This is a genomic window from Sphingomonas sp. HF-S4, from assembly GCF_032911445.1.
Classification (GTDB): domain Bacteria; phylum Pseudomonadota; class Alphaproteobacteria; order Sphingomonadales; family Sphingomonadaceae; genus Sphingomonas; species Sphingomonas agrestis.
In genome coordinates this window covers 2,117,747-2,130,273 of sequence record NZ_JAWJEJ010000001.1, presented here as the reverse complement: position 1 = coordinate 2,130,273, position 12,527 = coordinate 2,117,747, and the positions used below count along the sequence as shown (strand labels likewise).

Annotated in this window: 11 protein-coding genes; 3 read left to right on the top strand and 8 right to left on the bottom strand. The window is 65.9% G+C overall.

Annotation, left to right across the window (positions count from 1 at the left end; translation table 11 throughout):
* Positions 1–74 precede the first annotated feature (74 nt).
* Both leuA and RZN05_RS09350 read left to right on the top strand, forming a co-directional pair.
* The gene (gene leuA / locus RZN05_RS09355; RefSeq protein WP_317226345.1) at positions 75–1,736 is read left to right on the top strand and encodes a 2-isopropylmalate synthase; all 1,662 of its coding nucleotides are present in this window, start codon (positions 75–77) and stop codon (positions 1,734–1,736) included.
* 4 nt (positions 1,737–1,740) lie between these two features.
* On the top strand, positions 1,741–2,268 hold the full coding sequence (locus RZN05_RS09350; RefSeq protein ID WP_317226344.1) for an AAA family ATPase: 528 nt from the start codon (positions 1,741–1,743) through the stop codon (positions 2,266–2,268).
* Here RZN05_RS09350 and RZN05_RS09345 read toward each other — a convergent pair.
* From RZN05_RS09345 to folE, 4 genes are all read right to left on the bottom strand, one after another.
* Positions 2,265–3,392 carry a zinc-binding dehydrogenase gene (locus RZN05_RS09345; RefSeq protein ID WP_317226343.1) on the bottom strand — a complete coding sequence of 376 codons (1,128 nt, stop codon included), beginning with the start codon at positions 3,390–3,392 and terminating at the stop codon, positions 2,265–2,267. The genes RZN05_RS09350 and RZN05_RS09345 overlap by 4 nt on opposite strands.
* 13 nt (positions 3,393–3,405) lie before the next feature.
* Positions 3,406–3,756: a dihydroneopterin aldolase gene (locus RZN05_RS09340; protein ID WP_317226342.1), complete on the bottom strand. Its 351-nt coding sequence runs from the start codon at positions 3,754–3,756 to the stop codon at positions 3,406–3,408.
* Positions 3,749–4,513 (bottom strand): SDR family oxidoreductase, encoded by a 765-nt coding sequence (locus RZN05_RS09335; protein ID WP_317226341.1) that lies wholly within the window; start codon positions 4,511–4,513, stop codon positions 3,749–3,751. Before RZN05_RS09335 ends, RZN05_RS09340 begins: the two co-directional genes overlap by 8 nt.
* A gap of 147 nt (positions 4,514–4,660) precedes the next feature.
* Entirely contained in the window at positions 4,661–5,281 is a 621-nt protein-coding gene (gene folE / locus RZN05_RS09330) for a GTP cyclohydrolase I FolE (protein ID WP_317226340.1), read from the bottom strand.
* Between the two features lie 228 nt (positions 5,282–5,509).
* Between folE and RZN05_RS09325 the strand changes: the two genes are divergently transcribed.
* A complete protein-coding gene (locus RZN05_RS09325; protein WP_317226339.1) occupies positions 5,510–8,194 on the top strand; it encodes a TonB-dependent receptor in 2,685 nt (894 codons plus the stop codon).
* A 45-nt stretch (positions 8,195–8,239) separates the two neighbouring features.
* Here the strand turns inward: RZN05_RS09325 and RZN05_RS09320 are convergent, their stop codons facing one another.
* From RZN05_RS09320 to RZN05_RS09305, 4 genes are all read right to left on the bottom strand, one after another.
* Complete coding sequence (locus RZN05_RS09320) at positions 8,240–8,881, bottom strand: YceI family protein (RefSeq protein ID WP_317226338.1); 642 nt, start codon at positions 8,879–8,881, stop codon at positions 8,240–8,242.
* 188 nt (positions 8,882–9,069) lie between these two features.
* Positions 9,070–10,089: a ketol-acid reductoisomerase gene (gene ilvC, locus RZN05_RS09315; protein WP_317226337.1), complete on the bottom strand. Its 1,020-nt coding sequence runs from the start codon at positions 10,087–10,089 to the stop codon at positions 9,070–9,072.
* A 126-nt stretch (positions 10,090–10,215) separates the two neighbouring features.
* Positions 10,216–10,731: an acetolactate synthase small subunit gene (gene ilvN, locus RZN05_RS09310; protein WP_317226336.1), complete on the bottom strand. Its 516-nt coding sequence runs from the start codon at positions 10,729–10,731 to the stop codon at positions 10,216–10,218.
* Between the two features lie 4 nt (positions 10,732–10,735).
* On the bottom strand, positions 10,736–12,481 hold the full coding sequence (locus RZN05_RS09305) for an acetolactate synthase 3 large subunit (protein WP_317226335.1): 1,746 nt from the start codon (positions 12,479–12,481) through the stop codon (positions 10,736–10,738).
* Positions 12,482–12,527 lie beyond the last annotated feature (46 nt).

The following is a 12,527-nucleotide window of genomic DNA, read 5'->3' as shown; positions in this document are numbered from 1 at the left end:
TCCCTAAGGGCAAGACTTCCAGCTTGAACGGGCTCGCGCTACGGCGCGGCCGCGACTCCCTTGAGAGGCTACCCATGTTGCGCGATCCGAGCGTCAAATACCGTCCCTTTCCCCAGGTCGACCTGCCCGATCGGCAATGGCCCTCGAAGACGATCACCCGGCCGCCGCGCTGGCTCTCCACCGACATGCGCGACGGCAACCAGGCGCTGATCGACCCGATGGACAGCGAGAAGAAGCAGCGCTTCTTCGACCTGTTGTGCAAGGTAGGGATCAAGGAGATCGAAGTCGGCTTCCCGAGCGCAGGGGCGACCGAGTTCGACTTCATCTCGGGGCTGGTCCGCGAGGGCCGCATTCCCGACGACGTCACCGTCCAGGTGCTCACCCAATCGCGCCAGGACCTGATCGAGACCAGCTTCCAGTCGCTGAAGGGCGCCAAGCGCGCCATCGTCCACCTCTACAACGCCGTATCGCCGGCGTGGCGCGAAGTGGTGTTCCGGATGTCGCGCGACGAAGTGCGCGAGATCGCAGTGGCGGGCGCCAAGGTGCTGCGCGACGAGGCGGCCAAGCAGCCCGACACCGACTGGCATTTCGAATATTCGCCCGAGACCTTCTCGACCGCCGAGCTCGATTTCTCGGTCGAGGTGTGCGAGGCGGTGATGGATATCCTGCGCCCGACGCCCGAGCGGCCGCTGATCCTCAATCTGCCCGCGACGGTCGAGGCGGCGACGCCCAACATCTATGCCGACCAGATTGAATGGTTCTGCCGCAACATCCGGAACCGCGACAGCGTCGTCATCAGCCTGCACACCCACAATGATCGCGGCACCGGGGTGGCGGCGGCCGAGCTCGGGCTGATGGCGGGGGCCGACCGCGTCGAGGGCTGCCTGCTCGGCAATGGCGAGCGCACCGGCAATTGCGACCTGGTGACCGTCGCGCTCAACCTGTACACGCAGGGGATCAGCCCGGGGCTCGATCTTTCGGACATCGACGAAATCGTCAACACGGTGAACTATTGCACCAACATCCCGGTGCACCCGCGCACGCCCTATGCCGGCGACCTGGTGTTCACCGCCTTCTCGGGCAGCCACCAGGACGCGATCAAGAAGGGGTTTGCGGCGCAGGAGGCGCGCAACGACGAATATTGGAACGTGCCCTATCTGCCGATCGACCCCAAGGATCTGGGGCGCGATTACGAGGCGGTGATCCGAGTCAATTCGCAGTCGGGCAAGGGCGGTGTCGCCTGGGTGCTCGAGCAGGATCGCGGGCTCAAGCTGCCCAAGCGGATGCAGGCAGACTTCTCGAAGCATGTCCAGCAACTGGCCGACGAGACCAGCCGCGAGCTCAATGCCGCCGATATTCGCGCGAAGTTCGAGGCGGTGTACCTGCCGGGAGAAGGCGACCGCATCGCGCTGGTCGATTACGAGGAGACCGGCGCCGCGGGGAGCCGGGTGTTCGTCGGGCGGATCGCCGTCGATGGCGTCGAGCGGTCGATCTCGGGGCGCGGCAACGGGCTGATCTCGGGGGTGATCGACGCACTCGCCGGGACGACCGGGCCGAGCCTCGACGTGGTCGATTATAGCGAGCACGCGATCGGGCACGGCGCCGACGCCCAGGCCGCCGCCTATGTCGAATGCCGCACCGATGACGGGCGCACCGTGTTCGGCGTGGGGATCGACGCCGATATCGCCACCGCATCGGTGCGCGCGGTGCTCAGCGCGGCGAACCGGGCGGGCTGAACAGGTGAGCCGCTTTGTCGTCGTCTCCGGTTGTTCGGGTGGCGGCAAATCGACCTTGATCGAGGCTCTGGCAAAGCGAGGCTTCTCGACCATCGAGGAGCCAGGGCGCCGGATCGTGCGCGAGGAACTTGCCGGGGACGGGCTCGCGCTTCCGTGGGTCGATCTTGCGGCATTTGCGCGGCGGGCGGTCGCGATGGCGATCGCCGACCGTGCGGCCGCCGAAGCGATGCCGGGCCCGATATTCTTCGATCGCGGCCTGATCGATGCGGCGATTGCGCTCGAGCATGCGACCGGCGAGGCCGTCGCCGCGCCGATGGCGGACGCGCATCGCTATCATCGAAAGGTGTTCCTCGCGCCACCCTGGCCCGAGATATGGGTGAAAGACGAGGAACGGCGGCACGACCTGACGAGCGCCGAAGCAGAGTATGACCGGCTTGCCCGGGCCTACCCAGCGTTCGGCTACGAAACCCTCGTCCTGCCAAAGGTCGATGTCGAGGCGCGGGTCGCGTTCGTGCTTGCCGCGCTGGGCTAGCGCGCCGGGTCGATCAGGTATTTCTCGCCGGTGGCCTTCTTGGCATAGGCGGCTACGACATCGGGCTTGAGCACGTCGGCGAGCGAGATCGTCGCGGTGTAGTTGCTCGCGAAGGTGGTGGTCAGCTCGGCCGCGACGCGGGCGCGGAGACGCAGATTGCCCTCCATGCCGAGCTTGATCAGGAACGGCGTGAGCAGGAAGCCGCTGACGCCCCAGGCGAAGCCATAGCCGCGATCGAGCTCGGTCGGCCCCAGATCGAGCGCGCCGTAGATATAGACCTGCTTGAAGGTCGACGAGCCGTAGCGGCTATATTCGGTCGCGGTGCGGTTGGCCGCGGCTTCCATCGCGTGAAGGATCGTGTTGGCAAGCTTGCCGCCGCCGATCGCGTCGAAGGCGAGGGTGGCACCGGTCTCGGCGATCGCGTCGGTGAGCTTCTCGCGGAAGTCCTCGGCGGTGCTGTCGACAATGTATTTCGCGCCGATCTCGCGCAGGATCGCGGCCTGCGCCTCGCTGCGGACGATGTTCACCAGCGGAATGCCGTCGGCGATGCAGATACGGTTGAGCATCTGGCCGAGGTTCGACGCGGCGGCGGTATGGACCAGCGCCTTATGCCCCTCGATCTTGAGCGTCTCGACGAAGGCGAGCGCGGTCAGCGGATTGACGAACATCGACGCGCCGTCGGCCGCGCTCGCGCCGTCGGGGAGCGGGATGCAGTCCCGTGCGGCGATCTTTCGATATTGCGTGAACATCGCCCCGCCGATCATGCCCACGCGCTTGCCGAGCAGTTCCGCCACGTTCTCGCCCGCGGCGACGACGGTGCCGGCACCCTCGTTGCCGACCGCCATCGACTGGTCGAGCCGGGTCTTCAGTCCGGCAAGCCGGCCCTGCGGCACGTCAGCGGTCAGGGTCGGGCGCTCCGCCGTCCCACCCGCCTGCAGCGTGGAAAGATCCGCCGGTCCGAGCAGCAGGAACAGATCGGACGGATTGATCGGAGCGGCTTCGACGCGAACGATCAGTTCGTCGGGGCCAGGCGGGGAAAGCGTCACGGGCTCGAGCGAGAGCGTGAGCTTCGCGTCGCTGGAAATGGTCGAGCGCAGCTCGAGCCCGGTTACGGTGTCGGTCATGGCAGCTCTCCTGTCAGCGGCGGCGGATGATCTCGCAGCCGATTTTGGCGTCGGGATAGATGTCTAGCTTCATCGAGCGGACGCGGACCTGCGTCACGCGCGGGTCGGCAAGGGCGAGTGCGGCGACGTGGTCGCACAGCACTTCCTGAAGCTCGAAGTGGCGCGAGGCGGCGAGCGTGCGGATCTGTTCGCGAAGGAAGTCGTAATCGACAACGTCTTCGATGCGGTCACGCGGCGCGTCGTCGTAGTGGCAGGTCATCGCGACATCGAGCACCACGCGCTGCGGGGCGGCGCGCTCCACTTCGTGGATGCCGAGGCCCATCGCGACTTCGAGCCCTTCGAGGTGGATGGCGTAGTCAGGCATCGGGGCGCTCGCGGCCTTCGAACATCACGTCGCCGTCGCGCGGCAGGAAGCGCTGGCCGCAATCGACGAAGACATTCTGCCCGGTGATGCTGCGCGTGACGAGCAGATACTCGACGCTAGCGGCGATGTCGTCGAGCGCGACGGGCTGCTGGAGCAGGTTCTGGCGGGCGTGCTGCGCGAATTCCTCGGGGCTCTGGTCGAGGCTGGGGAGGGTGAGGCCGGGCGAGACGGCATTGACCCGGATGCGTGGGGCGAGGCCGCGGGCGAGCAATTCGGTGGCGGTGGCGAGCGCGGCCTTGCTCAGCGTGTAGGTGAGGAAATCGGGGTTGAGGTTGGCGAGCTTCTGGTCGAGCAGATTGACCACCGCGCCGGCTTCCAGATCGTCCTGCGCGGCCATCGCCGAGGCGAGCGCGACCGGGGCGCCGCAGTTGATGCGCATGTGGCGGTCGAGCAGCGCGAAGTCGGTGAGCGGCAGCGCGTCCCAGGCGAATTGCGAGGCGTTGTTGACGAGGCCGTCGATCGCGCCGCCCAGCCCTTCGCGCGCCACCTCGATCAGCGCGGGGGCGGTGCCGGCGTCGGCGAGTTCGCCCGAGACCACGCATGCCGTGCCACCCGCGGCGGTGATCGCGCTACGCAGCGTTTCGGCTTCGTCGGGAGCGCGGTGATGGTGGATCGCTACGGCATGGCCGCGCAGCGCGAGCCGGCGGGAGATACCCGCGCCGATCCGCTTGGCGCCGCCGGTGACGAGAACGCGCATCTAAATGCTCCCCCGGAGGGGGGGGTGGCAGCGACGCTGACGGAGGGGTAGTCTCCACGAGCGACATCGCCTGTGGAGACTACCCCTCCACCAAGCTGCGCTTGGTCCCCCTCCCCCTCCGGGGGAGGAATGAGAAAACCCCGCCACTCAATACCCCATCAGCTTGAGCACTTCCTGGCGGCTGCGCTCGTCGTCGCGGAATACGCCCATCATCCGGCTGGTGACCATGCCGACGCCGGGGGTGCGGACGCCGCGCGCGGTCATGCAGGCGTGGCTCGCCTCGATCACCACCGCAACGCCGACGGGCTTTAGGCCGTTCCAGATGCAGTCGGCGACTTCGGCGGTGAGCCGCTCCTGGACCTGGAGCCGGCGGGCGAAAGCGTGGAGCACGCGCGCGAGCTTGGAGATGCCGACGACATGGTCCTTGGGAAGATAGGCGATCGAGGCCTTGCCGATGATCGGCGCCATGTGATGCTCGCAATGCGACTGGAAGGGGATGTCCTTGAGCAGCACGATCTCGTCATAGCCGCCGACTTCCTCGAACACGCGACCAAGGTGATATGCGGGATCCTCGCCATAGCCCTGGCAATATTCCTTCCAGGCGCGGGCGACGCGGTGCGGCGTGTCGATCAGCCCCTCGCGGTCGGGATCGTCGCCAGACCAGCGAATCAGCGTGCGGATCGCGTTGGCGACCTCCTCCGGCACGGCGATCTTGGCGGGGCCGGCGACGAGATCGCCGTCTTCCGCAGGATCGTGAATTTGTGCCATTGCGTATCCTTCCAGCCTTAACCCGATTTACGTTACGGCAACTGCGATGTTGCCGTGCCCTACCTGTTGCATCTTCGACCCGCCTGGCCAAAAACGACGGGAAACCGCGGTGTTCCGCACTTTGCCCCCGTTGACGGGCTAAGAAATGCAGCGTTAGTTTCGAACGCAATAAAAGCAACGCCGACACCGAACCATAATCCGGCGACGATCCAGGAGGGAACGAACCCCATGAAGAAGCTCGATCTGCTTGCGGCTACCGCGCTGAGCCTGCTGCTCGCGACCCCGGCCTTCGCGCAGGACACCGCCGATCCCGCCGCCCGGGCGGGCGACGAGACCCAGACCGAGGAATATCAGGGTGCGAACGACATCGTCGTCACCGCTACCCGGCGCAACGAGACCGTGCAGGACATTCCAGTCGCGGTGACCGCGCTGGCCGCCGAGCTGCTCGCCAATTCAGGCGTGCAGGACATTCGCGGGCTCGAGCAGATCGCGCCTTCGGTGCAGACCTCGACCGGCCAGTCCTCGGCGACGGGCACCACGCTCTATATCCGCGGCATCACCACCGCGGGCGACAATCCCGGCTTCGAGCCCGCGGTCGGCGTGTTCATCGACGGCGTCTATCGTGCGCGTGCGGGCGTCGCGGTGGCCGAGCTTCCCGAGCTCGAGCGGATCGAAGTGCTGCGCGGGCCGCAGGGCACGCTGTTCGGCCGCAACACCTCTGCCGGCGCGCTGTCGATCGTCACGGCACAACCCAAGTTCGAATTCGGCGGGTTCGGCGAGTTCACTTATGGCAATTACAACGCGATCGAAGCGCGCGGCGGGCTGACCGGGCCGGTCTCCGAGCAGCTCGCGCTGCGGCTCGACGGCGGCTATCGCAAGCGCGACGGCTACATCGAGGACGTCAACAGCGATCGTTCGATCAACGACGTCAATCGCTGGTACGCGCGCGGCCAGGCGCTGCTCGATACCGGCGACATCACTTTCCGGCTGATCGGCGACTATTACGAGACCGACGAGCAGTGCTGCGGCGCGGTGAGCGTGATCCGCGGGCCGACCGCGGCGGCAATCGAAGGCATCGCCGCGGCGCAGGGGCTCGACGGGCTCTACACCGGTGCGCCGCGCGAGCGCCGCATGGCGATCTCGCCCAATCGCGATTTCAGCGAGCGCGTGCGCGATTGGGGCGTCTCGGGCGAGCTTAACTGGGATCTGGGCGACGTGTCGTTCACCTCGATCACTGCTTATCGCGACTGGCGCGCGCGGCGGAACCAGGACATCGATTTCTCCGGGATCGATCGCGCCTATCGCGACGGCTATCTCACCGAGATGACCGACTTCACCCAGGAAGTGCGGTTCAACGGCAAGGCGTTCGACGGCAAGCTCGACTGGCTGATCGGCGGCTTCTACCTCAACGAGACCAACAAGCTGCGTGACACGGTGCGGCTGGGCAACGACGCCAACCGCTATGTCGACACGCTGCTCGGCGCTGCGATCGCTGCGCCGCCGGCGCAAGGCGGGCTTGGCGTGCGCGCTCAGTTCTTCGGCACCTCGACGGTGCCGACCTTCGGCCAGCTTGCCGCTTCGTTCCAGGGCGGTCCGGCGCTGCCCGCAGGTACGGTGCCGCTGGCGAGCCAGCTCATCTATCTCCAGAACCCGCTGATCCCGGTGCCCGGCGTCGGCAATGTCCGGCTCCAGACGCTCGCGCCTCCCGGATCGCCGCTGTTCGCCTATCTCAACACGCCGCTGACCCAGAACGCGGCGGGGCAGGGCAATACCGATAATTTCCGCGTGAAAACCAACGCCTTCGCGCTGTTCACGCACAATGTGATCAACCTGGCGGACAATCTGTCGCTGACGCTCGGCGCGCGCTGGAATCATGAGAGCAAGGATCTCGACGCGTCGATCAGCAACAACACCGCGGCCTGCGCCTTCTTCTACAGCCAGGATCCGCGCGCGGCGACGCTGCGCGCGCTCTACCAGGGGGCGAGTTCGGCGCTGTACAACAACCTGTTCCTGCTGAGCTGCAACCCGGTGGTGAACACCTCGGTCAACGGCAACTACACCGACGACCGTTCGGAGAACGCGCTGACCGGGACCGCCAAGCTGGCGTTCAAGATTACCCCCGACGTGCTGCTCTATGGCGGCTATGACCGCGGCTACAAATCGGGCGGGTACAATCTCGACCAGTCGTACTTCGCGATTCCGGCGCCGGGGACGACGACCAACACCGCACGCGGATCGGACCTCCAGTTCGACAAGGAGACGGTCGACGCATTCGAGATCGGGCTCAAGACGCGCTGGGGCCGCGCCTTCACCTTCAACATCGCGGGCTTCTACCAGACCTTCCACGGGCTGCAGTCGCTGATCTTCAGCGGCAACAACTTCGTCGTCCAGAACATCGACAAGACGGTGAGCAAGGGCGTCGAGGTCGAATCGATCATCCAGCCGGTGCGCGACCTGACCTTCCGCCTGGGCTACAGCTATATCTCGGCGACGTACGACAAGAGCAACGACTTCACCGGCACGCCGCTTCAGGGCCAGGAAGGCTTGCAGCTCAACAACCAGCCCGAGCATACCGTAGCGGTCTCGACGACCTGGACGCCGACGATCAGCGGCGACATCAAGGGGCTCGTCCATGTGGACATGCGCTACAACAGCGAAGTCAACATCCCGTCGAGCAGTCCCAACCCGGTCACCGGGCGTACGGCGCTCTACAACCAGGGCTATCCGCTGATCAATGCGCGGATCGGCGTGCAGAGCGCCGACCGGTCGAAGAGCCTCGAATTCTTCGTCGAGAACCTGACCAACGAATTCTACTATGTCACCGGCTTTGCGGTGCCCGAGCAGACCGGGACGTACGCCGGCTATCCGGGGATGCCGCGCTTCTATGGGGTAAAGGCGCGCTTCGGGTTCTGAAGCTTTGATTCCCCTCCCTGCTTGCAGGGAGGGGAGTATAAGGCGTTACTTCTTGAGGAAGGCCGCGACGATCTTGAGCTTCACTTCGTCCGACACCATCGGGATGCCATAGCCGACATTGAACTCGCTGCGCTTGATCGAACCCGTGGCTTCGAACCCGACCTGCTCGCCGCCGCCCATCTGCTGCGGCGCCTTGCCCGCGCCGTAGAAGGAGACGTCGAGCGTCACCGGCTTGATAACCCCGTTGAGCGTCAGATTGCCGGTCACCTTGGCGGTGGTGCCCGAGGCGACGACCTTGGTCGAAACGAAGCGCGCGTCGGCGGGGGCGGCGCCGAAGAAGTCGGCGGTGCCGCCGGCTTCCTTGGGCGCGCGCAGCAGATGCGCAGTGAGCCCGGCGCTGGCAGTGGTGACCTTCGAGACGGGGATCGTCACGTCGACCTGGGCGGCCGAGAGGTTCTTGGGATCGAGCGTCAGCGTGCCCGCGACGTCGCCGAAGATGCCGAAATAGGGGGTGAAGCCGAGGTGATCGACGGTCCATTCGACCAGCGAGTGGCCGGGATCGGCGGTATAGGTGCCGGCGGTGACGAGCGCGGCATTCTTCTGGCCCGGGATCTGCATCGCCTGCTGGGCGACGAGCGGGGCAGCGACGGCAAGCGTGGCGGCAAGGGCGAGATAGCGGACGCGCATGGAAACCTCCTGTTTGGGAGGCGAGGTGTCGGCAGAAATGCGCGCCGGGTCAAACGGCAAGTTGGAAACCGAGTGTTTCCGCAGGGTCGAGGAGGCGGCGCGCCTTTCTGCGGTGTCAGCCTGCACCCTCTAACTTCCGTCACCCCGGCACAAGGCCGGGGTGACGAAGGGAGCGACCTGCGCTGGCCTCAGTTCTTGTCCTTGTCGACCAGCTTGTTGGCGCCGATCCACGGCATCATCGCGCGGAGCTCGCTGCCGACTTCCTCGATCTGGTGGCGCTTGGCGGCGATGCGGCTGGCCTTGAGCTCCGGCTGGCCGGCGCGGTTGTCGAGCACGAAGTCCTTGACGAAGCGGCCCGACTGGATGTCGGCGAGGACGCGCTTCATTTCCTTCTTGGTCTCTTCGGTGATGATGCGCGGGCCGGTCTTGATGTCGCCATATTCGGCGGTGTTCGAGATCGAGTAGCGCATGTTGGCGATGCCGCCCTCGTACATCAGGTCGACGATGAGCTTGAGCTCGTGCAGGCACTCGAAATAGGCCATTTCCGGCGCGTAGCCGGCTTCCACCAGCGTCTCGAACCCGGCCTGGACCAGCGCCGTGGCGCCGCCGCAGAGCACGGCCTGCTCGCCGAACAGGTCGGTCTCGCATTCCTCGCGGAAGTTGGTCTCGATGATGCCCGAACGGCCGCCGCCGACGCCCGAGGCATAAGCGAGCGCGACGTCATGCGCATTGCCGCTGGCGTCCTGATGGATCGCGATCAGGCAGGGCACGCCGCCGCCGCGGACATATTCCGAGCGGACGGTGTGGCCCGGGCCCTTGGGCGCGATCATGATCACGTCGATGTCCGCGGGCGGCTCGATCAGGCCGAAATGGACGTTGAGGCCGTGCGCGAAGGCGAGCGCGGCGCCGGGCTTGAGATTGCCCTTGAGATCGGTTTCGTAGATCGCGGCCTGGTGCTCGTCGGGGGCGAGGATCATCAGGATGTCGGCCCAGCCGGCAGCCTCCTTGTTCGACATCACCTTGAAGCCGGCATCCTCGGCCTTCTTCGCCGAGGGCGAGCCGGGGCGCAGCGCGATCGCGACGTTCTTGACGCCGCTATCCCGGAGATTCTGCGCATGGGCATGGCCCTGCGAGCCATAGCCGAGGATGGCGATGTTCTTGCCCGAGATCAGGTTCAGATCGGCGTCGCGATCGTAATAGACTTTCATTGCTAGCTTCCCTTTCAGCAATTTCCGTCATGCTGAACTTGTTTCAGCATCCATCGCGCAACGGGCGACCTAATCGCCAGTGGAGAAATGGGCCCTGAAACAAGTTCAGGGTGACGGGTGGTTCAATCAGGCGGCCTCGCGGCCCCGTGAAATTGCGACGACGCCGGTGCGGGCGACTTCGACCAGCCCCAGCTCGCGCATCAGTTCGACGAACTTGTCGATCTTTTCCGAGCCGCCGGTGACCTCGAACACGAAGCTGCTCGTGGTCGCGTCGACGACGCGCGCGCGGTAGACCTCGGCGAGGCGCAGCGCCTCGATCCGGTGGTCGCCGGTACCCGCGACCTTGACCAGCGCCAGCTCGCGCTCGACATGCGGACCGAACGCCGTGAGGTCGGTCACCTTGTGCACCGGCACCAGCCGCTCGAGCTGCGCGATGATCTGCTCCATCACCGCGGCGCTCGCCGAAGTGACGATCGTGATCCGGCTGATCCGGTTGTCCTCGGTGATCTCCGAGACGGTCAGGCTCTCGATATTGTAGCCCCGCGCCGTGAACAGCCCGGCGATCCGGGCGAGGATGCCCGGCTCGTTGTCGACGATCACGGCAAGCGTGTGCCGTTCCTTGTTTTCTTCCTTGATGTGCATGGGATCAGACCAGTGCCTTGGCTTCGTCGTCCATTTCGCCGGAGACTTCGGCGGCCTGGAGCAGCATTTCGGTATGGGCGGCGCCCGATGGGATCATCGGGAAGCAGTTGGTGAGCTTGGCAACACGGCAATCGACGATCACCGGGCCGTCATGGTCGAGCATCGCCTGGATGCCGTCCTCGAGCTCGCCACGCGCGTCGATGCGGATGCCCTTCCAGCCATAGGCCTCGCCCAGCTTGACGAAATCCGGGAGCGCATCGCTGTAGCTCTCCGAATAGCGCGACTGATAGGTCAGCTCCTGCCACTGGCGGACCATCCCCATATATTCGTTGTTGAGGATGAAGATCTTGACCGGCAGCCGGTATTGGGTGGCGGTCGCCAGCTCCTGGATGTTCATCTGGATGCTCGCCTCGCCGGCGATGTCGATCACCAGCGCGTCCGGATTGCCGAGTTGCGCGCCGATCGCGGCGGGCAGGCCATAGCCCATCGTGCCGAGACCGCCCGAGGTGAGCCACTTGTTGGGATCCTCGAAGCCGAAGTGCTGCGCGGCCCACATCTGGTGCTGGCCGACTTCGGTGGTGATGATCGGCGCGCGCGCCTTGGTCGCTTCGTAGAGCGAGCGGATCGCCTGCTGCGGCATGATGACGTCCGCCTTGTCCTCGAAATCGAGGCACTTGGCCTGGCGCCAGCCGTCTATCCGGCTCCACCATTCGGTGAGGTCTGGCTTGGGATGCTGGCGCGTCTTCCAGCAATCGATCATCTCGCGCAACGCGATGCCGACATCGGCGATGATCGGCAGGTCGACGCGGACATTCTTGTTCACCGACGACCGGTCGATATCGATGTGCACTTTCCGGCTATTCGGCGCGAAGGCGTCGAGCCGGCCGGTGACGCGATCGTCGAAGCGCGACCCCAGCGCGATGATCAGATCGGCCTTGTTCATCGCCCAATTGGCTTCGTAGGTGCCGTGCATGCCGAGCATGCCGAGCCACTTGTCCGACGAGGCGGGGAGGGCGCCGAGACCCATCAAGGTCGACGTGACCGGCGCGCCGGTGATCTCGACCAGCTCGCGCAGCAGCCGCGACGCCTCGGGCCCCGAATTGATGATCCCGCCGCCGGTGTAGAAGACGGGACGCTCGGCCGCGGCGAGCATGTCCACCGCTTCCTGGATCTTCGCAGCGTCGGGCTGGGTCTGCGGGCGATAGGTTTTGTGCTGGATCGGGCCGGGCGCCTCGTAGCGCGCCGTGGCGACCTGCACATCCTTGGGAATGTCGACGACCACCGGGCCGGGGCGGCCCGAGGTAGCGATATGGAATGCCTCGTGGATCACGCTGCCCAGCGTCTCGGGCGCCTTCACCAGGTAATTATGCTTGGTGCAGTGCCGCGTGATGCCGACGGTATCGGCTTCCTGGAACGCGTCGGTGCCGATCAGTGCGGTCGGCACCTGGCCGGTGATCACGACCATCGGGATCGAGTCCATCAGCGCGTCGGTGATCCCCGTGACGGCGTTGGTCGCGCCCGGGCCCGAGGTAACGAGGACGACGCCGGGCTTGCCGGTCGAACGCGCATAGCCCTCGGCAGCATGGGTCGCGGCCTGCTCGTGGCGGACGAGGATGTGCTTGATGCGGTTCTGCTTGAAGATCGCATCGTAGATCGGGAGTACCGCGCCGCCCGGATAGCCGAAGATGACTTCCACGCCGAGGTCGGTCAGCGCCTCGATCAGGATGTCTGCTCCGCTCTTCTCGGTCACGTCGGCCTCCTATGTTGCGATGCGCCATAGCACCGCCGGAGGGGCG